Source organism: Streptomyces sp. BL1 (assembly GCF_057628045.1).
Window position 1 is genome coordinate 1,273,265 of the sequence record NZ_JBXYWZ010000002.1, and the last position, 25,262, is coordinate 1,298,526.

At 68.2% G+C, this 25,262-nt stretch carries 18 protein-coding genes and 1 pseudogene; 6 read left to right on the plus strand and 13 right to left on the minus strand.

The window, feature by feature from the left end:
• Window positions 1-120 precede the first annotated feature (120 nt).
• Complete coding sequence (locus tag AC3AGO_RS05815) at window positions 121-1,188, minus strand: lactonase family protein (protein WP_487819035.1); 1,068 nt, start codon at window positions 1,186-1,188, stop codon at window positions 121-123.
• 71 nt (window positions 1,189-1,259) lie between these two features.
• Window positions 1,260-2,789, minus strand: a complete 1,530-nt coding sequence (locus AC3AGO_RS05820; RefSeq protein WP_487824548.1) for an FUSC family protein — start codon at window positions 2,787-2,789, stop codon at window positions 1,260-1,262.
• 147 nt (window positions 2,790-2,936) lie between these two features.
• Between AC3AGO_RS05820 and AC3AGO_RS05825 the strand changes: the two genes are divergently transcribed.
• Entirely contained in the window at window positions 2,937-3,617 is a 681-nt protein-coding gene (locus AC3AGO_RS05825; RefSeq protein ID WP_487819036.1) for an HAD family hydrolase, read from the plus strand.
• Window positions 3,618-3,712: 95 nt separating this feature from the next.
• Here the strand turns inward: AC3AGO_RS05825 and AC3AGO_RS05830 are convergent, their stop codons facing one another.
• The gene (locus tag AC3AGO_RS05830) at window positions 3,713-4,567 is read right to left on the minus strand and encodes a LysR family substrate-binding domain-containing protein (protein WP_487819037.1); all 855 of its coding nucleotides are present in this window, start codon (window positions 4,565-4,567) and stop codon (window positions 3,713-3,715) included.
• 57 nt (window positions 4,568-4,624) lie between these two features.
• On the opposite strand from AC3AGO_RS05830, the gene AC3AGO_RS05835 reads away from it, so the two are divergent.
• On the plus strand, window positions 4,625-5,020 hold the full coding sequence (locus AC3AGO_RS05835; RefSeq protein WP_487819038.1) for a DUF5997 family protein: 396 nt from the start codon (window positions 4,625-4,627) through the stop codon (window positions 5,018-5,020).
• Window positions 5,021-5,121: 101 nt separating this feature from the next.
• On the opposite strand, the gene AC3AGO_RS05840 is transcribed toward AC3AGO_RS05835, so the two are convergent.
• From AC3AGO_RS05840 to AC3AGO_RS05860, 5 genes and pseudogenes are all read right to left on the minus strand, one after another.
• Entirely contained in the window at window positions 5,122-6,576 is a 1,455-nt protein-coding gene (locus AC3AGO_RS05840) for a glyceraldehyde-3-phosphate dehydrogenase (RefSeq protein ID WP_487819039.1), read from the minus strand.
• 204 nt (window positions 6,577-6,780) lie between these two features.
• Entirely contained in the window at window positions 6,781-8,505 is a 1,725-nt protein-coding gene (locus AC3AGO_RS05845; protein ID WP_487819040.1) for a Glu/Leu/Phe/Val dehydrogenase dimerization domain-containing protein, read from the minus strand.
• A gap of 328 nt (window positions 8,506-8,833) precedes the next feature.
• A pseudogene (locus AC3AGO_RS05850) lies at window positions 8,834-9,570 on the minus strand (DUF5829 family protein).
• Window positions 9,567-10,406, minus strand: a complete 840-nt coding sequence (locus AC3AGO_RS05855) for a DUF8017 domain-containing protein (RefSeq protein ID WP_487819041.1) — start codon at window positions 10,404-10,406, stop codon at window positions 9,567-9,569. The pseudogene AC3AGO_RS05850 and the gene AC3AGO_RS05855 overlap by 4 nt, the downstream one beginning before the upstream one ends.
• A 138-nt stretch (window positions 10,407-10,544) precedes the next feature.
• Window positions 10,545-11,033, minus strand: coding sequence for a DedA family protein (locus tag AC3AGO_RS05860; RefSeq protein ID WP_487819042.1), 489 nt, complete (start codon window positions 11,031-11,033; stop codon window positions 10,545-10,547).
• Between the two features lie 330 nt (window positions 11,034-11,363).
• On the opposite strand from AC3AGO_RS05860, the gene AC3AGO_RS05865 reads away from it, so the two are divergent.
• Window positions 11,364-11,609, plus strand: coding sequence for a hypothetical protein (locus tag AC3AGO_RS05865; RefSeq protein ID WP_487819043.1), 246 nt, complete (start codon window positions 11,364-11,366; stop codon window positions 11,607-11,609).
• Here AC3AGO_RS05865 and AC3AGO_RS05870 read toward each other — a convergent pair.
• Window positions 11,587-12,150: a nuclear transport factor 2 family protein gene (locus AC3AGO_RS05870; protein ID WP_487819044.1), complete on the minus strand. Its 564-nt coding sequence runs from the start codon at window positions 12,148-12,150 to the stop codon at window positions 11,587-11,589. The two genes, AC3AGO_RS05865 and AC3AGO_RS05870, sit on opposite strands and share 23 nt — an antisense overlap.
• A 77-nt stretch (window positions 12,151-12,227) precedes the next feature.
• Window positions 12,228-13,307: a pyrimidine utilization protein A gene (rutA, locus tag AC3AGO_RS05875; RefSeq protein WP_487819045.1), complete on the minus strand. Its 1,080-nt coding sequence runs from the start codon at window positions 13,305-13,307 to the stop codon at window positions 12,228-12,230.
• A 623-nt stretch (window positions 13,308-13,930) separates the two neighbouring features.
• Between rutA and AC3AGO_RS05880 the strand changes: the two genes are divergently transcribed.
• From AC3AGO_RS05880 to AC3AGO_RS05890, 3 genes are all read left to right on the plus strand, one after another.
• Window positions 13,931-14,764, plus strand: a complete 834-nt coding sequence (locus tag AC3AGO_RS05880; protein WP_487819046.1) for a PIG-L family deacetylase — start codon at window positions 13,931-13,933, stop codon at window positions 14,762-14,764.
• A 618-nt stretch (window positions 14,765-15,382) separates the two neighbouring features.
• Complete coding sequence (locus AC3AGO_RS05885; protein ID WP_487819047.1) at window positions 15,383-15,784, plus strand: hypothetical protein; 402 nt, start codon at window positions 15,383-15,385, stop codon at window positions 15,782-15,784.
• A gap of 166 nt (window positions 15,785-15,950) precedes the next feature.
• On the plus strand, window positions 15,951-16,979 hold the full coding sequence (locus AC3AGO_RS05890; RefSeq protein ID WP_487819048.1) for a hypothetical protein: 1,029 nt from the start codon (window positions 15,951-15,953) through the stop codon (window positions 16,977-16,979).
• Between the two features lie 931 nt (window positions 16,980-17,910).
• On the opposite strand, the gene AC3AGO_RS05895 is transcribed toward AC3AGO_RS05890, so the two are convergent.
• From AC3AGO_RS05895 to AC3AGO_RS05905, 3 genes are all read right to left on the minus strand, one after another.
• A complete protein-coding gene (locus AC3AGO_RS05895; RefSeq protein WP_487819049.1) occupies window positions 17,911-19,566 on the minus strand; it encodes a helicase associated domain-containing protein in 1,656 nt (551 codons plus the stop codon).
• A 268-nt stretch (window positions 19,567-19,834) separates the two neighbouring features.
• A complete protein-coding gene (locus AC3AGO_RS05900) occupies window positions 19,835-21,229 on the minus strand; it encodes a phospholipase D-like domain-containing protein (protein WP_487819050.1) in 1,395 nt (464 codons plus the stop codon).
• Window positions 21,213-24,647: an AAA domain-containing protein gene (locus tag AC3AGO_RS05905; RefSeq protein WP_487824549.1), complete on the minus strand. Its 3,435-nt coding sequence runs from the start codon at window positions 24,645-24,647 to the stop codon at window positions 21,213-21,215. Before AC3AGO_RS05905 ends, AC3AGO_RS05900 begins: the two co-directional genes overlap by 17 nt.
• Window positions 24,648-25,262 lie beyond the last annotated feature (615 nt).

Consider the following 25,262-nt stretch of genomic DNA (forward strand, 5'->3'; position numbering starts at 1 on the left):
CGTAACCCATAGCAGTGTTCCTCCGCGCGGAGGGGCGGTGCCCGGCTGTCCGCCGGCTGCCGCCCCTCCGCGCTGTCGTACGCGCACTGTCCGGCAGCCGCACCGGCCCCTGCCGTACGGTCAGCGGAACACGACGCAGGAGGCCGCGGGCGCCTCCACGGAGCCCGCCCGGCGCGGCACGCCTGTCGCCCTGTCGACGTCGAACCAGGTGACGTCGCCCGAGCGTTCGTTGGCCGCGTACAGCCGGCGGCCCGTGGGGTGCAGCGTGAGCGCGCGCGGCCAGTGCCCGCCGCAGGACACGGCGTCCACGAACTCCGGCTGCCCGTCCGCGGTTTTCCCGTCCGCGGGGGACAGGGCGAAGGCCGCCACGCTGTCGTGGCCGCGGTTGGCCGTCCAGAGGAAGCGGCCGTCGCCGGACAGCGCGATGCCGGACGGGTAGTTGGCCTCGGCCGGTTCACCCGGCGGCAGTGTGGACGTCTCCCCCGCCGGCTCCAGCGCCCCCGATTCGTCGTCCCAACGGCACGTCGTCACGGTCGAGTTCAGCTCGTTCACGACGTACACCCGGTGGCCGCGCGGGTGGAACACCAGATGGCGCGGCCCCGAACCGGCGGCGAGCCGTACCTCGCGGTGGGGCCGCAGCTCCTGTCCGCCGCCCGTCAGCGCGTACACCCACACGGAGTCGGTGCCCAGGTCGGCCGAGAGCAGCCAGCGGCCGGAGGGGGCGGGCACCACGGAGTGGGCGTGCGGGCCCTCCTGCCGCTCCTTGTCGGGCCCGCTGCCCTCGTGCTGGTGCGAGGCCACCTGCGTACCGAGGCTCCCGTCGGCGCGTACGGGCAGCGAGGAGACGTTGCCCGACGTGTAGTTGGCGGTGAACAGCCGGCCGCCCGCGAGCGCCAGATGGGTGGGCGCGGAGCCGTGGACCGGCACGGGCGCGCCCAGCAGGGCCGGGCGTCCGCCGTCGTCGAGGGAGAACGCCGCGGCGGCACCGTCCTCGGTCTCGCTGACCGCGTAGAGGAAGCCGTCGTGCAGCGCGAGGAACGACGGGTCGGGCACGGCCGACTCCGTGTGGTGCCGCGGCGAGAGCGCGCCGGTGGCCGGGTCGACGGACGCGGTGGTGACGCCGCGTCCCCCCGCCGACGTGAACGAGCCGATCCAGGCTCCCCGTTCGTGCTGTCCGCTCTCACTCACCGCGGTACGTCCCTTCGCCGGGCCGGTTGGTCCCGCGCGACGTTAGCAGCGCCCTCCCGGCGGCGCGCCCCTCAGGCGGCGGTCAGCGGGGCGCGCGGTTCGCTGTGGACGGGCGCCGCCAGCTCGCCCAACGCGGCCTCCAGGCCGTGCAGATGGGCCAGCGCCCGCTCGTGCGCGGTGTGCTGCCCGTCCGGTGCGTACGGCGTCTCCACGGCCGCGGCGGCCCGTGCCTCCGTACGGCCGCGGCCGGGCGACACCAGCTGGTGTACGGCGGCCTCCACGCGTTCGCAGGCGGCGGTGAGCCGGGCGTCGTGGGAGGCCTGCGGGTCGGCGGCGACCTCGGCGAGCCCGCGGACCTGGCGGGCGCAGTCGTCGAGCAGCGCCAGCACCTGCCGGGCGCGGGCCTTCCTGGCGGTCAGCGGGTTGAGCGGGTGGACGAGCGGCGCGAGGGTCATCCGCACGCGGCCCAGCAGCAGTTCGAGCTCGCCGATCCGCCGCGCGGGGTCGGCGCTGACGTCTCCGGCGAGCCGCCGCGCGGCCTCCTGCGTACAGGCGTGCACGCAGCGCACGGCGCGCCGGATCCAGGCGTCGGTCGCCTCGTGGGTGGTGACCGGCAGGACCAGCGCGACGGCCAGGACGGCTCCGAGCGCGCCGACGGCGGTCTCCTGGAATCGCAGCCCGAGCAGACCGGCGTGCAGTACGCCCAGCAGCCCGTACAGCACGCCGACCATCACGGTCACGAAGAACATCATCCAGCTGTACGACACGGGCGCGGTGTAGAAGATGCCGAAGACGCACACGGCAACGATCGCGGCCGTCGGCGTCACGGCACCGTCCAGCGGCACGGCGACCAGCAGTCCGACCGCGATGCCGGCGACTGTGCCCAGCACCCGGCGGAAGCCGCGGACCAGGGTCTCGCCCCGGGAGGCGGTGTTCACGAAGATCCACCAGGCGGCGCCGACCGCCCAGTACCAGCGGTCCAGGGACAGCAGCTGTCCTGCCGCCAGGGCGACGGCGCAGGCGGCGGTCACCTGGCAGGCCAGCCGCGTGGTGGGCCGGCGCAGTCCGCGCGCGGTCGGCGGGGCGGGCTGCGCGGGCGGCGGCGTACGGCGCTCGATGGGCCACAGGGCGAAGCGCACGAACGCTGCCGCCGCCAGCGCCACGAGCGACGCGCCGAACAGCAGCGGCAGCTGGGCCGGGACGCTGTGCAGGAACTGCGCGGCGAAGAAGTTCATGAATGCGAAGATCCCGAGCGCCTGTCCGCGCGGTCCCCAGCGCCGGGCGTACGCACCGCAGAAGACGACGGCGAGGAACGCGGCGTCCCGGGCCGGCGCGACATCGTGCAGCACGGCGGCGACGGCGAGCGAGGAGAACCCGGCAGCGGGGAACAGCGCGGTGGTGACGGCCTGTCCGCGCACGGTGGAGTCGTTCACGGTGAACAGGGCCAGCAGCGCCACGAGTCCCGCGGTGATCACCGCGTCGAGGTGGAAGCCGGCGGATGCCGTGACGGCGACCGCGAGTCCGATGCCGAGGACGGCGCGGGTGGCGGTTCGCAGCCGCAGACGTCCCGGGTCGGGGACCACGAGAACCCGGCGGAACACTGCCGGACTCAGCAGAACGGGGCGGTCCCCGGGATCGCGCTTCACCTGTTGCTCCACCACTCCTGTCCGCATAGTGATACAGCCAGAGGAAAACATCCCCGGGCCCCGGCGGCCAAATCCTCCCGGCCCCTTGGCACCCTTGACGCCATGAGCCACTCCCCCTCCACCGCGGTGATCTTCGATCTGGACGGCACGCTCGTCGACAGCGAGCCCAACTACTACGAGGCGGCGCGCCGCGTGCTCGCCCTGCACGGCGACACCGGTTTCACATGGGAGGACCACACCCGCTTCATCGGGATCGGCACCAGGGAAACCCTGGAGACCCTGCGGCGGGAGCGGGGCATCGACGTCTCTGTCGGCCAGTTGCTGGAGGAGAAGAACCGCAGCTATCTGGAGCTAGCGCGGACGTCGACCGAAGTATTCCCGGAGATGCGCAAGTTGGTGGAGAGGCTGTACGCGACGGGGCACCGGATGGCGGTCGCCTCCGGCTCGTCCCGCGCCGCCATCGAGGCGGTGCTCTCGGGCACCGGGCTGGACGGCCTGCTCACCACCCATGTGTCCGCCGAGGACGTCGGCCGGGGCAAGCCCGAGCCGGACGTCTTCCTGGAGGCGGCGCGGCAGCTCGGCGCGGCGCCCGCGGACTGCGCGGTCCTGGAGGACGCCCCGCCCGGCGCGGAGGCAGCCCGGCGTGCCGGGATGCGCTGCGTCGCGGTGCCGTACGTACCGGCCACGGTGGACGATCCGGCCTTCGCCTCCGCGGGGCTGGTGTTCCCGGGCGGGCAGGCGGAGTTCGACGCGCAGCGGACGTACGACTGGATCACAGGCTGACGGCCGGGCCCGCTGTCTGACCGCGCTCCGGGCGCGGGCCGCTCCGGGCCCGCGCCCGGAGTGACGTACGGGCCGGAGTGACGTACGGGCCGGGGTTACGGGCGGCGGCGGGGCTTGCCCCGCTGGGCGGGCTTGCCGCCCTTCGGCCCGCCGGAACCGCCCCGCGCGCCCTTGCCGGCAGGCTTGCCGGCCGCGGGCTTTCCGGGGCGCTTGCCCTGCGCCTGCGCGCCCTTCGCCTGCTTGCCCCCGCCGCCCTGCGAACCGCCCTTGGCCGGCTTACCGCCAGCTGTTTTACCGCCGACCTTTTTGCCGCCGTCCTGCTTGTCCTGCGGCTGTGTGCGGCCGCGCGTGCTGTTGACGGTGCGCCCGCGGACGATGCCGATGAAGTCCTCGACCATGTCGGTGGTCGCGTCCTGCCGCCACGCCAGCGCGACGCTCGACTCGGGCGCGTCCGTGACCGGCCGGAAGGTGAGGTCCTTGCGGTGGTGCAGCCGGGCGATCGACTTGGGGACGACCAGCACTCCGATGCCCGCCGCCACCAGCTCGATCGCGTCACCCGTCGTCTCGGGACGCTGGAAAGCGGGCTCCCCCGGCGGACCGTCCTCCCAGCCCAGCGTGTCGTCGAGCGGATGGAGCACGGTCTCGTCCGCCAGGTCCTCGGTGGTCACCTCGTCGACCGCCGTGATCACGTGATCCTTCGGGACCACGACCACGGTCGTCTCGGTGTAGAGGGGAATGGCGCTGAACACCGTCCGGTCGACCGGCAGCCGTACGAACCCGGCGTCGGCGCCGCCGTCCCGCAGCACACCGGCCGCTTCGGCGGCGGTCGCCGGGACGAGATACAGGGGGACGCCGGGCAGCCGCTCGTTCCAGATCCGCACCCACTTGGTGGGCGTCACTCCCGGGACATAGGCGAGCCGGAACGAAGGGGATTCTTCCGAGCCAGTCACGCCGCCAGGTTACCGGCCGTGGTCAGAGCCACCGCACACGATCGATACCCTTGACACATGACGTCGCACCAGACCTCCCAGACGATGAAGCCCGCCACCGCGGCGAAGAAGCTGGAGGTGTACCTCGAAGCCACCCCCGCAGAGTTCCAGGAGGGTGTCGTTTCGCGGGCCGAACTGAACGCGCTCCAGACCGATCCGCCGGAGTGGCTGCGCGAGCTGCGGCGCGACGGCCCGCACCCGCGTCCGGTGGTCGCGTCGAAGCTGGGCGTCTCCATCTCGGGCCTCGCCCGCGGCGGAGTCACCGAGCCGCTCACCACGGAGCAGATCGACGCGCTGAAGCAGGAGAACCCCGAGTGGCTCCAGCAGGAGCGCGCCACCCAGGCCGAGGTCCGCAAGGAAGCCGTGCGCCTCAAGGAGAAGAAGGCGGCACGCGAGAGCCAGTCCGGCTCCTGACGTACGTGCGCGGCCGCCGGTGACACCGGCGGCCGCGGAACCAGCGGACACGCCCCCACCCCTGACCGAAGGTGGGGGCGTATCTGTCGGTCGCGCCGGGGTCAGGCCACCGGAGCCGGGTACGTCGGGTACTCCACGCCGGAGACGTGCTGGACGACGCGGACGACCTGGCAGGAGTAGCCGAACTCGTTGTCGTACCAGAGGTAGAGGATCGCGTTGTCGCCCTCGACCTTGGTGGCGCCCGCGTCGACGATCGAGGCGTGGCGCGAGCCGATGAAGTCGTTGGAGACCGCGTCGGGGGCGCTGGTGAAGTCGATCTGACGCTTGAGCGGCGAGGTCAGCGAGACGTCGCGGAGGTGCTCGAGGACGTCCTCGCGGGTGGTCTCGCGCTCCAGCTGCAGGTTGAGGATCGCGATCGAGACGTCCGGCACCGGGACCCGGATCGAGCTGCCGGTGATCTTCGCCTCGAGGTCGGGCAGCGCCTTGGCCACGGCGGAGGCCGCACCGGTCTCCGTGATGACCATGTTGAGCGGCGCCGAGCGGCCACGGCGCTCGGACTTGTGGTAATTGTCCAGCAGGTTCTGGTCGTTGGTGAACGAGTGGACGGTCTCCACGTGACCGCGCGTCACGCCGTACTCGTCCGCCATCGCCTTCAGCGGCGGGACGATCGCGTTGGTGGTGCAGGAGGCGCAGGACAGGATCTGCTCGTCGGGCTTGATCATGTCGTGGTTGACGCCGTGCACGATGTTCGGGACATCGCCCTTGCCCGGCGCGGTCAGGACGACCTTCTCGACGCCGGGGCGCAGGTGCTTCGACAGGCCCTCGCGGTCGCGCCACTTGCCGGTGTTGTCGATGAGGATGGCGTCCTTGATGCCGTACGCCGTGTAGTCGACCTCCGAGGGGTCGTTGGCATAGATCATCTGGATCTCGTTGCCATTGGCGATGATCTTGTTGTTCGCCTCGTCGACGGTGATCGTGCCCTGGAACTGGCCGTGGATGGAGTCGCGGCGCAGCAGCGAGGCGCGCTTCACCATGTCCTCGGCGGCCCGCTCCCCTCCCCCGCGGACGACGATGGCACGCAGCCGCAGGCCGTTGCCGGAGCCGGCCTTCTCGATGAGCAGCCGGGCGACGAGCCGGCCGATGCGGCCGAACCCGTAGAGGACGACGTCACGCCCCTCACGGCGCTCGATCTTGTGGTCGCCCGTGGCGCCGGCGACGGCTTCGGCGGTGAACTCCCCCACCGACAGGCCGCGGTCGTCGGCCCGGTGGGCCTCGGCGAGCAGACCGATGTCGATCTGGGAGGGGCCGAGGTCGAGGGCGGCGAGAGCCTGCAGGAACGGCAGCGTCTCGGTGACCGAGAGCTCCTCGCCGGCTATCTGGCGGGCGAATCGGTGGGTCTTCAGGAGGCTGACCACCGACTTGTTCACCAAGGAGCGGCTGTGCAGCAGGACGGTGACGTCCCGCTCGCGGTGCAGCTTCCCGATGATCGGGATCATCGATTCCGCGATCTCCTCGCGGTGCTTCCAGTTGGTGAACGAGTCTTCGTTGACAGTCACAGGAGTATCTTTCGAGCTAGACGGCGCTCATATGTTAACCCTTCTACTGGTTTGCTCTGTCACACGGCCCCGCCCCGCGGACCGGAGGCCGCGCCCCGCCGTCAACTGCCGTACTGCGCACGGCACTCGGCACCACGCACGACGTGCCCCGCAGCCGGAACCGGCCGCGGGGCACGTACTCGTGTGCGTGATGGTGCTCAGGACTCAGGTCAGACCGGCGGCCTGATCGGCCGGTCCCGTGCCGTACACCGGGTAGGCGGCGGCAGCAGGCTGCCGGCCTGTCTCCGGCGGCGCCTCACCCAGATCCGTCAGCACCGGGAAGGCGCCCTCCGGCGAGTGGGTCAGGGCTTCGGTGGTCTCCGGGGCGCTCGGATACCAGTCCGCCGCCTCGACGGCCGGCTGCTCTTCCTCCAGCGGACCGGCGTACAGGTCACGGAACGCCACAGGACCGCCGTACTCGCTGACCATGCGCTGCGAGTTCTCCTTCGCGAAGCGCACACCCGCGGTCCGCATCGACACCCCCGTGGCGTCGGACTGATACATCAGATCGCCGACGAGCGGACGGATCTGCGCGGAGAGCCGGCTGCACGCACCGGCCGGGCTGACCACTTCACCGAGGATGACCCACCAGGCCCCGGCGGCGGCACCGGTGTTGGCGATGAAGTCGGGCACCACCGTGATCCCCCGGTCCAGCAGGCGCTGTTCGGCCTCGGGGGTGGTGGGCACGTTCGCCGCCTCCACCACGAGCTTGCCGCGGATCCGGTCGCAGTTGTCCGCGGTGATCGCGTACGAGACGGCAGCCGGCACCAGGACGTCGACATCCTGGTCCAGCCAGCAGTCGCCGGGGCGCTCCACGTCGTCCTCGCGCAGCGCGGAACGGTCGATGACACCCGCGGGCGTACGCGCGGCCAGCAGCCGCTCCACGTCGAGGCCCCGCGACGTGTTGAGGATGAGGCCCCGGGCGTCCGTGATCCCGACGATCTTCACGCCCGCACGGGCGAGGTACAGCGCCGTGGAACCGCCCATCGCGCCGAAGCCCTGGACGACGGCCCGGGAAGTCGTGGCGGGCAGGCCGCGGTGCTCCAGCGCCGCCAGCGCGGCCTCCGCCACGCCGTAACCGCCCACCAGCTCCGACAGCTTGAGGCCCTCCGTACGGGTGGCGAAGGCCTGCCGGATGCGGTCGCGCACATCGGCCTCGACCGGGGAACGGACCACGGCGGCGTGGAAGGAGGTGTCGCCGAGACCGGCCCGTTCGAAGGCACGGTCGAGCTGCTCCTGCTGCGTGCCGAGGTCGCCCGCGGTCACCCAGAAGCGCTCGAGCAGCGGACGGACCCCCTGCAGGAACCGCTCCCGTACTTCTTCCGCACGCGGATCCGCGGAGTCGAAGTCGATGCCGCCCTTGGCGCCGCCGACGTGAATTCCGAACGCGCCCATCTTCAGGGTCATCTCCCGGGCGAGTTCACCGACCTCGTCGAGCGTGCATCCCGGCCGCATACGGAGACCCCCGGTGGCGATACCCGTCACCAGCTGGTCGATCACGACGAACCCGCGAGCGGAGGTCTGGGAGTCGCGCCACGTAACCTGCAAAAAAGGTTCATGCTCAAGGACCTGCAACGGCGTCTCGACAGCAATTTGCGTCATTTGGCACTCACCCTTTCGGTCACTGATAGGCACTTGCTCTCGCGGGCGGGAATTGCACGGACCTGACCTGGGACACTGCCCCCTTCTTCGACGCCCCGGAGACGGCGTGGAATTCTTCCGCGTATACCGGCGGCTGCCCGCGTCCGCGAGCAGCCGGCCGATCGTTTGGGCAGGACGAATTACGCCCGCAGGGCGCGTCGTCGTGATTGTTCGGAGGGATTCATCGAAATGCGCAGAGAACGCATCCCGTTGCGTTGTACGTAGCGCCCACTGTGAGCTCGCACCCATTCCTTGTCAAGGCGTGCTTGAGGTGGGTCCTGTTCCGGTTTTTCGGCCCCTGCCAACGTAATCGAACAGAAGGCAAATGGAGTTCTGTGCAGCCGGCTGAACAGTCACAGTCCCGAAGGTCACCGAGGCCCGTGTGTCCGGACCAAGAGCCACGAGAAGAGGGGTCACCGGAAGAGAGGATCCGGCCCTGCGTCCCGGATACGGCCGGGACCGTTCGATCCGGCCCGGTACCCGGGTGGCCCTCGGAATGCTGCTCAAAACGGGGCACGGGCCGATCGTCGCGGGGCTGCCGTGCGGCGGGACTGCCGTACTTCCCCTGCCGCGTCCGCTACTTGGCGTCGCCGAAGGTCCATACGGCGCGGGCGCCGGGGCCGACGACGAGGGAGGACCGGCCGATCCGCTCCTCGTGCCGCTGCTTCACAGGCCGGTTGAGGGAGAACGTGACCTGTCGCAGCCCCGCCTTGTCACGGGGGACGGCGTCGAACCGGAGCGCGGTACCGCCACGCCGGGCCACGACTCCCCCGTCGCCCTCCGTCCGGACGGCGAACCCGCCGGCCCGCAGTAGAGGCACCGTGTTGGCGAGGTCCCGCGCGGTGACCCCGAGCCGGACGGACGTCACGTCACGCATCAGCCGGTGCCGGTAGTCGTCGGACAGATAGCGCTCGCGGCCGACGTCTCCGGGGTGGGCTGCGGGTTCGGTGTTGCTGCGCGCTCCGTCGAGATCCCCGTCCCGGCGGCGCCGGGAGCGCCGTCCTGGCCGGGCAGATCCCCCACCCCGAACAGTTCGAGGTACGTCTCGCGGCCCAGCAGGTAGCGTCCGGTCCACGTCCGCCCGTCCGCGCCGGTCGTGGTGCGGACCTGGAAGTTGGCGAAGTCCCGCAGACAGGCGGAGTGTTCGACGGCGTCGGCGGTCACCCGGTCGAGCACCCCGTAGGCGTGGTTGTAGAACAGCAGCTGCCGGCCGGACTGCGGCCCGCTCTCCTCTGCCCACGCCTCCCTCGTGTCGCCCCCGACCGCTCCGACAAGAGCGGTGGCGAGGGCCACAGCGAGCACAACGAGCGTCAGCTGTCCGTGGAGCGGACGGACTTCATGACCTTCTTGATCTCGCCACCCGTCAGCGCCTTCGGCACCCCTTGGTCGGCGTAGAGCACCCAGCCGTGCATGGTCCCGTCGGGGAGCTTCTGCGCGATGCTGTGCACGACCGCGGTCGGCGGGACGCACGGGCTCGGGCGGTGGGTGACCTTGACCTTGGCGGTCGCGGTGTAACCGGTGATGCCGCCCTGCTTCCACGGCTTGGCCTGGCTGACCGTGACCTTGGGCTTGTGGTCCGGGCCTCCGTACGCGGCGAAGCCCCAATTGCCCGCCCAGTTGCGGGCGTTCACCTGGAGGCTGCCGTCCTTGCCGCCGCCCGTCGTACCGACCGTGGCGAGCTGCCCCTGACCCGCCTGGCCGACAGCCTCGGGGTTGGGGCTCGACGCGCAGCCGCCCTCCCGGTAGTGCGCTGCCCCGGTCATGACGACGATCGGCTTGCCCGCGCCGTCCGTGTAGGAGGCCGCCATGTCCGGGCCGAGGACCTTCCACTTCCTGGCCTTGGCGGGCACGTCGTAACGGAAGTGGTGCTTCCGCGCGGTCTGCGTCTGCCAGCCCGCCGCCATCGGCTTGTTGCCCGCGCGGCGCTTCGAGGAGGCCTTGCCGCCCGAAGGCACCTTCGACACCGAGGAATTGCCGCCCTTGTCCTTGCTCTTGCTCTTGGACTTGCCGGAGCCGCCGCCGCACCCGCTCAGAGCGACAGCCATCCCGACGGCGATGGCCACCACCAGTGTCTTCTTCCTGTGCCGGAACGGCACCGGGCCGGACTGCCGGACCGGGACGCCTTGCTGGAAATTCTTTGACAAAGACATGATCGAAACCCTATGCGACCGGCGCGCCCGCCCTGTCACGCGGTGGGCACTCCAACACCGGGGCACACAGCGGGCGATGGGCCGTACCGCATCGCGCTCCGCTGCCGCGGGGAACGCGAGGTTCAGGGGGCGCGGCTCTCAGGATTCGTCGGTCGCCGGGGCGGTGGCGGGGTCGGCCTTCGCGGACTTCTTGCGCCGGTACAGCACCAGGGCGCACGCCGCGAGGAGGAGAACGGCGACCGCGGCCACACCGAGCGCAGTGTGCTCGGCGAACAGTCTTGCCAGGATTTTCAGTACGCCGATCCCGGCGGTCGCGTACACCAGGGCCCAGGCCGCTCCGCCCACGAACAGCGCGGGCAGGTAGCGCGACAGGGGCATGCGCATGCTGCCCGCGAGGAAGTTGGCGGCGGTCTGGAAACCGACGGTCAGGAAGGAGAGCGCCACCACCGGCGCCCCCCACCGCTGGATCGCACCTTCCGCGCGCGCGAACTTGGCCGAGGAGATCCGCCCGGCGAGCCGGCTGCGCCGGGCACCGGCGCCGGCGAGCCATCCGAGGGCGAACGTCCCTCCGGCCCGCAGCAGGATGATGACGTAGAGGCCGGCGGCCGTGAGCGCGATCTCAGCCACGGCGTCCCGCCCTCGGGCTCCTGCCGTGGACCGCTTCCCCGGTCACCGGTTCCGCGGGTCTCGCCGTAGCGGGCCCGCGAGGGGCGAGAGCCTGGTCTCCATACCTCACCTGCATCTGCTTCTGCCGGTTCCGTCGCTGCGTCCGTGCCCGGGCCACCGGTTCCCGGACTCGACGCAGAGTACCGCTGCACCCTGGGCCTTCCGCCCACGGCCCCCTTCGCCGGGGCTGCGGACCGCACGGAAAATTCCTTCCCGGAATGGCGTAAGGATCGACGGGTTCCGCTCTCTCCGCAGGTGAAGGCCGTTCGCTTCCCCCGCAAGGAGAACCCCATGCACACCGCTCTGACCACGCTCCTGAGGCGCCGCCCGGCCGGGACCGAGTTCGCTCAGTGCGACGGGCCCGTGCACGACGACGCGACGCTCATCCGCGCCGCCCGCGGCGCGCTGACCCGTACCCAGCAGATACGCAGGGTGGCCGCGACCCTGTGCGGCGCCGACGTCGGTTGGGAGTGCCCCCGCTGCACCCGCCGCGCCGAACGCCTCGTCCCTCAACTCATCGGCGAACCGGCGCCGTGACCGCCGGGACGGCGTGCATGTAGGACTTCTCCTCTACGCGTTCCTTGATGCGCCACGCGCCGTCGACGCGGACGAAGGTGTCGCGGTACCACAGCCCGCAGTACAGCATCCCGCCGCTCCCGTCGCCGCTCTCGCCCGGCAGCGCCATCGGGTTGTGGCACATCGTGCGCCCGGTCGCCGTGTCGCCGTCCAGGGTGAGGGCCGAGTTGGCGATCAGGTGCTGGTACGCGGGGAAGCCCGCCAGGACCGAGGCGAGGAACTCCTTGATCTCCTCCAGGCCCCCGCGCACGCCGCCCATGGCGGTGTAGTCGATGAGCGCGTCCGGGGTGAACACGTCGTCGAGAGCGTCCCATTGGCGGGTGTCGACCGCGTGGCAGTAGCGGACCAGGAGGTCCTGGATCTCCAGCCGGTCCGAGATCTCCCGCAACGACAACATCGTGTCCCCCTTCATGGAACAGCCGAGCGTGAACAGAGCCCCGGTACGACTGCCGGTCGGCGCGGCGGGACTGTCCCACGGATCGCCGCAGAAGTGGAGATGCACGCTGGGCCGTCCTGCCCCGAACGGCCGGGCGCAGGACCCGGATCTGGCCCCGGCTCCGGCTCCGGGCAGCAAGGCCCTCAGGACAGTTGGCGCTCCGCGCGGGACTTCATCAGCGGCTGGATCCGCGTACCGAAGTTCTCGACGCCCTCGATGAAGTCGTCGAAGACCAGCATGATGCCCTCCGTGCCGGGGACTTCGGCGATCTCGTCCAGCATCCTCGCAACGGTCTCGTACGAGCCGACGAGCGTGCCCATGTTGAAGTTGACGGCCCCCTCGGGCAGCGAGATGGTCCGCGCGGTGGCCGACTCGTCGTCCGTCGCGTCCGCGGCCGTCTCCTCCGCCATGTAACCGAGCGCCGCGAGGTCGGCGTCGTCGTGGTACGCCTGCCACTTGGCGTGCGCCGCCTCGTCGGTCTCATCGGCGATGAGCATGAAAAGTGTCATCGCTCCGACGTCGCGGCCGGTCGCCCGCGCCGCGTCCGCGAGCGCGACGGTGGTGTCGGTGACCGCCAGCGGGGTGTTGACGCCGCTGCCCAGAACGAAGTTGTAGTCGGCGTGTTCGGCGGCGAAGGCCATGCCGGTGCTGCTCTGACCGGCGGCGACGATATCGATGTGGCCGCTCGCGGGCCGGGGGGACAGGACGCAGTCGTCCATCTCGTAGAAGTCGCCCTTGAAGTCGCTGACGCCCTCGCTCCAGAGTTCCTTCATCACGGTGACGTACTCGGCGGCCCGGGCGTAGCGGTTGCCGAAGTGTTCGTCCCCGGGCCACAGACCCATCTGCGTGTACTCCCCCGGGGCCCAGCCGGTGACGATGTTGACGCCGAACCGTCCGGGGGCGATGGAGTCGACCGTGGCCGCCATGCGCGCGACGATCGCCGGCGGCAGCGCGAGGATCGGCGTGGAGGCGTACAGCTTGATCCGGTCGGTCACGGCAGCCAGGCCCGCCATCATCGTGAACGATTCGGCGCAGTGATCCCAGAACTCCGTCTCGCCGCCGAACCCCTTGAGCTTGATCATCGACAGGGCGAAGTCCAGCCCGTGCTCCTCGGCCTTCTGCACCACAGCCTTGTTCAGCTCGAATGTCGGCATGTACTGCGGAGAGCTCTTCGATATGAGCCAGCCGTTGTTGCCGATGGGGATGAAGACACCGATGTCCATGTACCGCTCCTCAAAGGTCGGGAGAGTCGCACAGAGCCCTCCTTCCGTGCCCGGAAGGCCGCACGTGCACAACGCGGCACACGGACCCTGTCAACTGCGCTCAGCAAGCGGCGCGTTGACAAACGAAAGGGCCATCAAGCCGACAGGAAGCTCCTCCTACGCGGTCGCGTCACACGCCAAAATGATCATAGAGGGCGCAGTTGACGGGGAGTCAGGACGGGGGCCTGCACCGGCCGCTACGCTGCGGCCGGTTGGAGCGGCGACCTGCCTGCCGAACCGGGCCCGCTTGAAGGCGCTTCTCAGCTCCGGATGGTCCGATGGGTGCGGCCGCGGTCAGGTCGTGGCGCCGGCCCGGCAATGGCGGCGAGATCCGCAGCACGAGTCCGGCCAGGCCAGGTCACGACCTGCAGGTTCACGCCGTGGCGACGGCGCATTCGCGGCTGTCGGCCGTGCCGGGAACATCCGGTGCGGCTGGAGCGGTTGCATCGGCCGAGGGGTCGGCGCCGTGGGCGGGGGCCACGGAGGGCGCAAGGCCGTCCGCCCCACCAGGATCCGGGCCCCCGGGAGCGCGGTACGCCCGCCGCGCACCCGGACCACGACGTATTTCCGCAGGAGGACTTTCCATGACTGACCGGCCCTTGACGCTCATGGCAGTGCACGCCCACCCCGACGACGAGGCCACCAGCACCGGAGGGGTCCTCGCGCGATATGCGGCGGAAGGGATCCGCACGGTTCTCGTGACGTGTACCGACGGCGGTTGCGGTGACGGACCGGAGGGCGTGAAACCCGGCGAACCCGGGCACGACCCGGCGGCCGTCGCCGTGATGCGCCGTCAGGAACTCGAGACGAGCTGTGGCGCACTGAAGATCAGCGATCTGGAAATGCTGGACTACGCCGACTCCGGGATGGCGGGCTGGCCGAGCAACGACGCCCCCGGATCCTTCTGGCAGACCCCCGTGGAGAAAGGCGCCGCCCGGCTCGCGGAACTCATGCGGCACTACCGGCCCGACGTGGTCGTCACCTACGACGAGAACGGCTTCTACGGGCACCCCGACCACATCCAGGCCCACCGCATCACCATGGCGGCGCTGGAGATGACCGAGCTGACACCGAAGGTGTACTGGACGACGATGCCCCGCTCGGGGATTCAGCGGTTCGGCGAGATCATGCGTGAACTCCACCCGGACATGCCGGAGCCCGACCCTGCCGAGACCGCCGCGATGGCCGAACTGGGCCTCCCCGACGACGAGATCACCACGTGGGTGGACACCACCGCGTTCAGCGACCAGAAGTTCGACTCCCTGGCCGCGCACGCCAGTCAGGGCGACAACATCTTCTTTCTCAAGATGGGCAAGGAGCGGTTCGGCGAGTTGATGGGCATGGAGACCTTCGTACGCGTCAAGGACGCCACCGGCGCGACCGTACCCGAGAACGATCTCTTCGCCGGATTGCGCTGACCCGGCTCCCCGGTCCGGCACAGGTTCGGCCACTCCGGCAAGAGCGCCTTGCCCGTCGCTCTGGCCTGCGCGGGGTCACCCGAGGAAGCTCAGCCGGACCTTCCGCTGCGGATTATCCCCATTGGTGTCCGCCAACCTCCGCAAAGACAACCCCGACCCTACTCCCCAGCGCAAGCGCACCGCGGTGAATCTTGGCTTCGTCATGCTGAAGTCCTACCTGCGCACCTACGTGAGCGACGCACTGGCGCGGTTGGCGGAGACCATACCTCTGATCTACGGGCCGCTTGGGCAACTGCCCAGGCGGCCCGGGACTGGACGCTGGGTCTGTGCGCTCTGGCCGAAGCCGAGTGGAGGGCGAGGGGGCTTGGTAGCGCTGTCTTGGAGTGGCCGCTGGCTTCGGGAGTGATGGTGCTGAACGCCTTGCGTGATCGCGCCTGGTAACCATCCGACCGTGCGCTCTCGGCGCAGCTTCTACTGTTGATGCGGCAGGGAGTTCGCGATCTCGATGAGAAGGTGCCGGGCTGCCAGCGGGAGCGGCTCGAATCTCTCAGGATGGCACCTGCTCCGCTGGTGCCGTTCTCCGGCCATAGCCCGCCTCAAGGATCCGTTAGGTAGATCATGGACCAAAGCGCTCGTGAGACTTTGATGGTGGCTGTGGCCGAGATGGCCGTGCTGCAGGCTCTGCAACGGGCCGGTCGCCGGTTACTCGCGCGGCGGAGTCGAGCGGTGCGGGGCCCTCTACAGGCCGTCCCTCCGTGGGAGTTGCATACGCATCTGCCGGTTGGCGATACCGATCTGGATGTCCTCCTGTGGGACTCGTGGGCCATCCCTGAAGCCCTCGGGCTGCCCTCATTGGTGATCGAGAGCCTCGATCATCATGTGCGGACTCTGCTCGCTGCAGGCCTCGGGTACTGCCGGGACGACATGGTCAAGACGGTGGCTCGTCTGCCACTAGAACAGCTTGCGCTTCCCTGGGATGCACTCACCGATACAGAGGAGAGTCATGCCCCGAAGCAGTGATCCCGTGGAGCTGAGGACAGCAGGCGTCCTCTTGTTTTGCACGGGGGAGACCGTTGAGCCGTATGACAGTTGCCCTCTGTGTGGTGATTTCCATGAGAGGCGGACTGACCGCAACGGTCGCTACGACCTCATGTGCGGTCGTGATCGGGCGGTTGAGACCACGCTGGTGACCAGCAGTGTGGCCGAGCAGAGCAGGCGTTCCTGGGAACCGTACCTGCAAGAGCGTGCGATGCCCGAGTTGTGTCTGAGCTGGCATGTCGTATTCGATATCACGGCGAAGGCGACCTACGGAGGTCGCAAGGGGAGCCCCCACTTCAAAGATGCCCTGACCGTCATCAGTCCAGCGCTGGCCGAACTGGAACGGCGTGGTGTGACCGGCTTCGGCCCCGGCACGGCCTGTATCGCGCAGCCATTGCACGCAAAGGGATGCCCGTACGGGACCCTGGGTGCTGCTGGGGTGAGTTTCGGCTGTTCGGTGTCCAGTGAAACCGGTACCGGCTTCGTCACCGCTGGGCTGCTGACGGGGTACGAACAGATGCCGACATTCAACCCGGCCCACTGGGCCAAGAGGACTGAGAAGAACCTGCGGCAAGGGAAGCCCAGACCGCCTTCTCCGGTCCCGGAACCGCCCCGGATGGGCCCGGTGCAGTGGTCATTCAATCCGAGCTTCATCGCCATGTTGGAAGAGCGTCGGGCCGAGGATGAACGGAAGTGGGCCGAGGTGACGCGGGCGCTATTTCCCGGTCGCCACACCGCAGCCGAATTGGCCGAACTGGCCCGCCGGGAGGTAAGTGAGCGGATCGCCCTCGCACGGACCTTGACCTTGCAGACCCCACTTCCCGCGAAACCGCCCCCCATTGCTGATGCTGATTGTTCAACGGAATTGGTGGAGCTGCTGGAAGTCGAGTTTGGGCTGCACGAGGACTTGGCCTCGAAGCTCAACGCGGCGTCCGACCGGCCGCTCCGTGAGGTGTTCTTCTGGCTGACATGGATGCGCTTCCCCGCATGGCGCCGCCTTGCCGACCCTAGCCTGCTGCCCCAGCGGCTCCCGAACGTGCCGCCCGGCGTCACCGGTGTCTGGGTCGGCTCCCTGTTGGATGAGACCCATGTCCTGCACTGGGACCGCGATACCGGATGGACGCGGCACCCGCTCCCAAACCCGCTGCCCATCCCCGAGTTCCCCGGTTGCTCCTGACCAAGGCTGAGTGGCTCCGCGGCCTGTTCGTACCCCCAGCGCTCAGGATGTCGACGCCGGCAACCCACTGGAGCCGCGCGGAGCCGGTAGGTCAACGAGGGCGTCGTCCAGGACGAGTGCGGCGACTTCGTTCGCGTCGGTCGGCCAGGCGGGCTTCTCCGCAGCAGGTCGTCAATGGCCTTATGTGCCGGACATTGCATGACCTCACGTGCGATCAAGCCGCGTTGAGTAAGTCCCGGTGAGCGGAGGCGAGCTTCGTCGTAACAACGAAGCTCGCATTCATGGTTCGAGATGGCGGCCGGCCAGAATCCTCAGTGGGGTCCGATGCAGCTTTGGGTGACAGGTTTGACCTGCCCCACGTCCTGGGTTCCAATTCTGGTGGTTATCTGACGGCCCTTCACGGAAGGCTGGCAGCCATGCATCGTCCCTGTCCTCCGGAGTTCCGGGCGCGTGCCATCGCGCTGGTCCGTGCCGGCAAGCAGGCCAAGCACACCGCACTCGAGCTCGACCTCCGGCTGTCAGCGACTGCACGGCCCACCACAGCGGCGTGTCGAGGACTATGAAGTCCTTTCATTACATATGTACATGAGGTGGCGCCTGTAAGCGCACATGAGTGCGGCAGTAAACCCCCTACTCGATCCATCTCGCCTTGCAGATAGACGGCTTTCCCAGCGAAGCAGGACGTGCGTCCCCCCAGCCGAGCGCGGCGGACACGCCCCTACGCAGCTGCGCCCTGGCCTCCGTCCCGTCTTTCGCCATATGGCCGATGCCAGCCAATGGCGGGCCGCACGGCGCGCACCAGGGTCGTTTGGTCCGACCGCGCTCTCGGCTTAGGGTCAGGCCTCGCCGTCAAGGCAAGAAACGACAACCTCACCTGCCGATGAGGATTATACTTGTTGATATCTCGCGAAACTCCATTAGGACAACCCTGTCAGGGCATGTGCTCGTCGTACTCAGTCAGCAGAGCCCGTAGCCGGACAGCCTGGTCGTCGGCGCAGCCTTGGCGCTTGCTCTTGTTGTTCCGCTTCCACACCCCAAGTCGCCGTTCGGTGACGTTGGAAGCGTGTGCTCGTGGAATCCGGCCGTGTTCGGCCACCCAGATGCGCAATTCAGCTAATGTAGCGTTACAAACGTCTTCTTGTGGTGTCCACACCCAGCCCGGCAATTCTTCCAGAACGGCTCTGCGTTCCGCGTCGTAGGTGGACCGCCGGCTCCGGAAGGAGTTTATCCAGACGCCTATCCTATACCCACTCCACTCTTCCCTCTGCTTAATGCTGCCGACACTGCGCTTGGTATCGTCAGTGAAGTCCTGAAGGATCATGACCTTAGTTAAGAATTCCTCCTCGAATGGGGACCAGCTCCAATCGGGTATCGACGCCAGTGCTGCTAGCTTCCATGCGGGCAGGTCCTCGCCCCGGTCGCCCAGCCGCTTGCGGGTCATACGAAGATTGTTCGCCCACACGGTCGCCTCGCGCGTTTCCATCGCGTCGTACTCGTTCAAAACAGAGGCTCGGAAACGGTCACACTGTCGACGAAATGACGCGTCGTGGGCATTCTCGGCCGACCACGAGTTAATGGAGGAAAGACGTCGGGCGCGCTCGTCGTCCAGGCACTCACTAGCCGCCAAGGCACGCTGTTTTCGGACCCAACGGGCCAGATCGACACCGCCGACCATGACTTCCTGATCACTCGGATAGCAATGGCCTTCGATAGCCTCGTAGTCGACGAGTGCTGCATACATCCGCGCCCACCGTTCCTTGTGCAGGTTCCGCTCGACGCGAAGCGCGGCTTCCCCGAGTCGGTCGCGGATCCACTGCGCGGCGAGAGGTCGGTTCTGTGGACCGGCGAAGGAATCCTCACGATAGCGATTGGCCTCAGTCTTTCCTACCAATCCCAGCCCGGCCAAGTGATCCAACACGTCGGCGGCGGCGACTTCAGCGGCATCCAGGAACCCGATGACTACATCGAATGTCGGATCCAGTGGCGCCAGGCGCGCCTCGCGGATCCGCACTACAGACAATCCCGCAGCGCGCAGCCGGGCTGCCTTAGCTGCGTCCTTATCCTCTTTTCCCTCATGCCACCAGACTCCGTCGAACTCCAATACAAAAGACGGGTTGCCGTGCTCATCGACGGCAACAATGTCCACGGCCGCGCTGCGACCGTCGGCGTCCTGCACCTGTCTGCGGTCCTGATCGATGCGTAGCACGGTGGCGAGCTCCGCCTTCAGCTGCAGCTCCTGTACCGAGGTCCCCACTAAGCGGCACTCGGGACACGCCTTGGTGCCGTTGCCCTTCCTGCCTCCGGTGAAAGCGTTGACAACTCGCCGGAACGACGGGTGCGCGGGATTAATGTCGCACGTCCACCAGACCACCTGGCTGCTGCCGACGCGCAGTTGGTCTGCGGTGATGCCGGAGCACTCAGTGTCCAACCTCGGGACGTCGTCCGGGTAGAGGTCCGAAAAACGATTGGTGGAAGAAATGCGGTGGCCGACACAGAACGGGCAGCCGCGGCCGCGGCCGTCGTCCCGCCAGCGGTGATCGTCAGCCTCCGAGCAGACCCGGGTACCGTCGGCTCCCGTCGTGATCAAGAAATCCCTCCACAGCTATAACCCACGCAAGCCCTGCTAGAACGTGGCGTACGTACGGTGGCCCCCGACCAACTCCCGGCCGACCGATCCCGGCCGATGCCTAACATAAGGGAATCTGAGCTCTCCGTGACTGAGGCAAAGTTGACGGATCGAAGCCCGAGTACTCAGCGTCAAATGAGCGTCACGGCGACTACCCGGGCGACGGGCTGGCTCCGGGGGGGGCGTCCACCTGCCTCAGTTCGGTCAGACCTGGCTCCCCGGTGCGAGCCTATCGGCGGTTGTCACCGATGAGTTCGAGGTAACGGGTGTAGTAGGTATCGGCTTTATCCCGATTCCGGATCAGGGTGCCCTCCTCCACACGGTAGGTACGGTCCGGGTCGCCCTTGAAGGAGAGCCAGTTGAAGGAGGTAGTCACCCAGGTGTCGTCGAAGAGGAGGATCTTGGCGTGGTTGCTTCTGAGGCGTGTCACGTGCAGCTTCTCGGGGTATCGCGCAGCGAGGTTGTTGAGCCTTCTGATGGCGTTCGGGTCGGTCCTGTTCTCGCTGTCGTCGTAGCCGTAGGCGATGTCGACCTTCACGCCCCGCTGCAGTCGGCGTTCCAGTTTGCCGACGAATGTCGTGGTAACGATCGCGCCGGTGATCCACGGCGAGATGATCAAGATGCGTTTCCGGGTGCTGGTAAGGGCCTCGTCGAGGAGCTCAGGGTGCTCGAAGACACCGATTGCGCGGATCTCCTCTGCCTGCGGCTCTTGGGCCTTCGGCTCTGAGGGGAGGGGCGCCGGGGAGTTGAGCTGGACGGCGGCCTGTTCTTCGCGTTTCTGGGTGACCTCCTGCAGGGGGATCCGAGCATTTTCGAGGTCGGGTTCCAGCAGGGGGCGCTCAGGCTCGGGCTCTACGTTGATGCCGAGGCCCTTGGCGCCGCCGAAGCCGATCAGTTCGATCTCGTGGCGGTCGCTCAGTTCGCCGTCAATGACGACTCCGAGTTCGATGTCAGTGCGTTCAGCGTCCGCGTAGACGAGGAGCTTAACCGGCAGGACGTGACGGGTCCGGGTCTGGACGATACTTATTACCTGCAGGACTTCGCGGGTGGTGGTGCCGTTCTCCTGAAGAAGGGTGGTGATCTCCTCGGCGGTCACCTCGCCGTCCTCGACGGGACCGGACCGCGCGGCAGGCAACATGATCATCCCGGCCTCGGTGGCCACGTCTCGGGCGATGGTGCTGCGGCGACTGTAGGGGGAGGCCCGCCACAGCATCTGGTCGAAGACGAGGGACTGGCTGACCCGGACCGGGACGATGGCAGCCGCCTTCGTCGCGGTGAAGCGGCCCTTCTCCGTCAGGCGTAGCCGCGGAACGGGCGCTGTGCCGGGCACGGGAGCGGTCCAGCGTAGGTCGTCGGAGCCGAAGAGAGCCGCCACGGTCTGGTTGACCATGGTGACGTCCAGGCCGAGGAACCCGGCGATCGATTCCGGTGTCCTCTCCCCTTGTTCAACGAGCCGCAGGACGTACTCCTCCAACAGGGGGATGTCCTTGCTGTCCTGGGCCAGGACATCGGCGGTGATGCGGGCCACCGGCAGAGCCGCATCGACGATGCCGACGAGGTCGAAGCCGGTACGAGTATTTCCGAAACGGACGGCCAGCAGGCTGTCCTCACTGAACGTTGGCATCGCGGATCTCGCAGTCTTCCGGGTGGCTGCTCATGTAGTCGAGGACGTTGCGCAGGGCGCCGGGTTTGCTGCGGCAGAAACCGGCGTCCCCGACGATGATCAGCCCGAACCGGGCGCGGGAGAGGGCGACGTTGATGCGCCTCCAGTAGGGCTGCCCCAGGAACCCGAACCGGCCGTCGGAGTTGCTGCGGGTCACGCAGAAGACCGCGAGGTCACACTCACGACCCTGCACGGCATCGACGGAGAGCACCTCGGGCGTGAAGTGCCTCAGCTTCTTCTTGGCCAGCTGCTTCTTGAGCGTCTCGACCTGACGGCCGTAGGGCGCGATGACCAGAACCTCCAGGGGTTTGCCGCCGCGCGGCTGGACAGCCCCCTTCCCAATCGCGTAGTCGATGACCTCCAGACGCTTCTCCGCGATCTGCGCCTCAAGCCGGTTGGAGACGCTGGTCTCGGTGCCGGACCGCTCCGTTTCACGCCGCCCTGGATGGAAACTGGTGTCCATCCAGAGCACAGGCCGGTTAATGCCCCTGTATCCCGGCAGTTCGTGCGGGTTGAGAGAGAGCAGCTCGTTGTCATAAAAGCAGCTGCTGATCATATTGCCGATGGCCGGCGTCATCCGATACTGCTCGCGCAGCAGGTGCTTGACCGGCGACTGTGTATTGTCCGCCAGGTGCTGGAACAGCGTCGTCTGCACGATCTCCGGGGTCAGCTGATGATCTTCCATGGCCTTGCCATTGCGCAGCAGGTCCTCGTCGATCGGTGGCAGCTGCCTGGTGTCCCCCACCAGCACCCACCGCTTCGCGCGGGCTAGCGGGACCAGCGCCTCGGTCGCAGTCGCCTTCGACGCCTCGTCGAAGATGCACAGGTCGAAGTCCAGGCTACGGGCTGCCGGATGCCCCAAGAAGCCCAGGGCCGTGCCGCCCACCACGTTCCGGGTCCGTAGGAAACTGGCGATCAGGTGCGGGTCGCTGCCGATCCGCTTAAGCCATTCACCCTGCAGGCGCAGCAGCCGCACGAGGTCCTGTCCGGCGCCCGCTGCCGGAAACAGGGCCTCGACGGCGTCCCGACACTCCCGCGCGGTCATGGTCTCGCGCAAGGTGAGGTCACCGTCCAGGGCGCTCTGAATCTCGGCAGCCAGGGCCGCGCGCCGTTCGAGGAGTGTCTCCCGGCGGGCGCCGACTGTGACCGCTTCCTCTCCCAGTTCCCGCGCGGAGGTGCTGCGGTCTGGCAGAGGCTGAGCGGTCAATTCCGCGAGCCGGGCCTCGACATGCGCGAGGTCGGTGGCGACGGCGGCCGCCTCCTCCAGCAGGAGTGCCGCCTTCAGGTGCCGTGCCTCCAGCTTCTGCCGGGTCGCGACTGCTTCCAGGTGCCTCTCCGCCCGAGCCCGAACGCTCTGCGTCCACCTCTTGACCTGCCGGTCCAAGAGCAGCGATTGCGCGGCGGGATCGATACGCGGATCGTCGGGGCGGCCCAGGCGCACCAGGCCGTCGATACCCGCCTCCTCCAGACGGCGCAGCGCGTTGTCGATGGCAATGTGGGTCTGGCTGACGATGAGGATCCGTGCGTCCGGCTTGCGGTTGAGGGTCTGCTCAACGATCTCCGCGATCACTGTGGTCTTGCCGGTACCGGGCGGGCCCTCGACCAGCACCAAATCCTGCGTCCCCAGCGCACGCACGACCACATCCCGTTTGCTCTGGTCAAGGTCGGCGCGTACCCAGGAGGTGACCTCGGCCGGAGGCAGGATCGGCACCCCCTGCGGATTCTCGATAATCTTGCCCAGATGGGGGTTGCTGCTCTGCTGGGCGGCGACTATGGACAGCGCGTCGCGCTGCCGGTTGATGGCACTCTGGCTGGGGCCAAGGAAGGGCAGCAGGTAACCGCAGCGCGGCAGCGCCGTCTTGGCACGAGTCATGCGGAGCTGGACAGTGTCCTCGGTTCGACCGGTGACGACTCCCCGGTCGATGGGACGACTGTAGGGGTACTCCACGACCGACCACTCGTCGCCGATCTCCACCACCGTTTCGGTGGCTCCCAGGCGGAAGGACCGCGTGTACGAGGTGCCCTCCGTCCTGTCGTAGGCGACGGGCTGCCGCCCGTTCGCCGCGATCTCCTCGCGGGCGTCCAGGACGTGCCGCCAGCCGTCGAAGAGGTCCCCAAGGCTCTGCCGCCGGTCCTCACGGCCCTTCTCCTCGCGGGCTTGCACATGCGTTTCGAGGCCCGCCAGCAGCACGTTCAGTCCGCGGTTGGCCGGATCCTCGCCCGGATCGTAGAAGGTCCAACTCAAAATCGGATCAAGCTTGAGGGCAAACTCCCGGCGCTTCGCCAGCCACTCCTCCGGCCGCTCTTCCGCGGACACGATGACGCACCGGTCAGAGTTGTTGTCGTCGACAACCATGCGCAGGAACAGCTTCCGGCCGAAGACCCGTACCATCTCGGCATCGACCTCTTTCGTGGCTGGGTTCCAGCCGTAGTCGACGTGCACTGTGCCTGATATATCGGACATCACTTCCGACTTGGCGCGCGCCATGACCTGGTCGAGACTGAGATCCTCCCCCTCGGGCACGGTGACGAGCTTCTCTGCGGCGCTCTTGGTCATCTTCAGCCACACCGAGTTGCGCTGGCGCGCGTCACGGTTGCCGCACCGTCGCTCCGCCTCCAGCAGCTGGTGCTCCAGCACGATGGCGTTGGCTGGCCTCTCCTGCGGTTCGAGGTCGATGCAGGACTTCAGAATCGCGCGGATATCGGTGTCCATCTCCAGCTCGTCCAGCGCTGACAGCAGTCCGGGGTAGTCGCGGGCCTTGCTGTTGGACAGGACCTGGATGGTCAGGACAGCGTAGGCATAGACGTCTCTGACCCAGCCGACGCTGCTCTTCTCCAACGGCTTGTACAGGCTGGAACCGTAGTCAGCTACCGTGTGGTCCGTCGCGGCCGCCGCCGTCTCCACGACCTTGGCGATCCCGAAGTCGGCGAGCTTGACCGTGCCGTCGCTGGCCAGAAGGACGTTTCCAGGCTTGATGTCCCGGTGCTCCACCCGCTGCTCGTGAGCGTAGGCGAGAGCAGATACCAACGGCCGCCCGATCCGGGCAAAGTAGGCCGACCAGTCCAGCGGCCGACCCCCGCTCATCTCGTCCTTCAGACTTCTGTCAATCCACTCCAGGACGATGAAGTATTGCTCCAGCGTCTCGTCCCAGCCCGAGTCCAGCATCCGCACGATGTTCGGATGGTTCAGCGCCTGTAACGAGGCAGTCTCGCGGTCGAGGAAGATCCGCGTGCTCTCCTCGTCGTCACGCCGCTTGAGCAGTTTCACCGCCGCGTACGCGCCCTCCGGGCTCAGGACATCCACTGCCTTGCGCACCTCGGACATACCGCCCTGGCGCTTCTCCGCCTGCGGCAGTAGATGAAACCGCCCGTTTATCATGCCGGTCACACGCGGCTCCTCCCCCATCAAGTGCTGTCTACTTTAACGTTCTTGACCACCTTTTCAGTAGATAGTCGCCGCTGGTTTCGGCTTCGCCTCCAACCGGCGAAGAAACGGCTCATCAGGGATGAGACGACCCCAACGGCCGCCCCCTCGGGTCGAGGGCCGGGCGTGGGCGTGGACGGGAAGCGCGGGCTGTCGCCGGCGCAGCGCTCGGCGATCGGCTTCGTGGGCGAGTGTGACGCGTACCAGTGGCTTCGCAAGCAGGATCGGGCGACCGACGAGACCAGTCGGGGCTCCGGCAACCGGCCCCACATGTTCTCCGGGCCTGCCGGAGACGACAGCCTCGGCTACGAACTTCAGGGTCGGCTCCGCCAGAAGTCTGCGATTCTACGAGGTCAAGGCCACCCAGGGGCCGGGCGGGCAGATCGAGCTCGGTGAAACCAACTACCGTACGGGCGGCGCAGAGGCACGGCGGCAGTGACCGCTGGCGAATCCTGGTGGTCAACTCGGTACTGGACGCGGAGCACCGACATGTGCACATGCTGCCGAATCCGTTCAGCGAGCGCGGCCGCGGACCCTGCCGCGATGAGGGCGGCGCGTTCCGCTTCGCCT

Bases quoted from the DNA above. Each gene is read 5' to 3' on its own strand.
- AC3AGO_RS05900 (WP_487819050.1), bottom strand. From the start codon at position 21,229: ATGCCAACGTTCAGTGAGGACAGCCTGCTGGCCGTCCGTTTCGGAAAT.
- rutA (WP_487819045.1), bottom strand. From the start codon at position 13,307: ATGGACATCGGTGTCTTCATCCCCATCGGCAACAACGGCTGGCTCATA.
- AC3AGO_RS05825 (WP_487819036.1), top strand. From the start codon at position 2,937: ATGAGCCACTCCCCCTCCACCGCGGTGATCTTCGATCTGGACGGCACG.
- AC3AGO_RS05845 (WP_487819040.1), bottom strand. From the start codon at position 8,505: ATGGGTGCGAGCTCACAGTGGGCGCTACGTACAACGCAACGGGATGCG.
- AC3AGO_RS05905 (WP_487824549.1), bottom strand. From the start codon at position 24,647: ATGATAAACGGGCGGTTTCATCTACTGCCGCAGGCGGAGAAGCGCCAG.
- AC3AGO_RS05835 (WP_487819038.1), top strand. From the start codon at position 4,625: ATGACGTCGCACCAGACCTCCCAGACGATGAAGCCCGCCACCGCGGCG.
- AC3AGO_RS05855 (WP_487819041.1), bottom strand. From the start codon at position 10,406: ATGTCTTTGTCAAAGAATTTCCAGCAAGGCGTCCCGGTCCGGCAGTCC.
- AC3AGO_RS05865 (WP_487819043.1), top strand. From the start codon at position 11,364: ATGCACACCGCTCTGACCACGCTCCTGAGGCGCCGCCCGGCCGGGACC.
- AC3AGO_RS05885 (WP_487819047.1), top strand. From the start codon at position 15,383: ATGGACCAAAGCGCTCGTGAGACTTTGATGGTGGCTGTGGCCGAGATG.
- AC3AGO_RS05880 (WP_487819046.1), top strand. From the start codon at position 13,931: ATGACTGACCGGCCCTTGACGCTCATGGCAGTGCACGCCCACCCCGAC.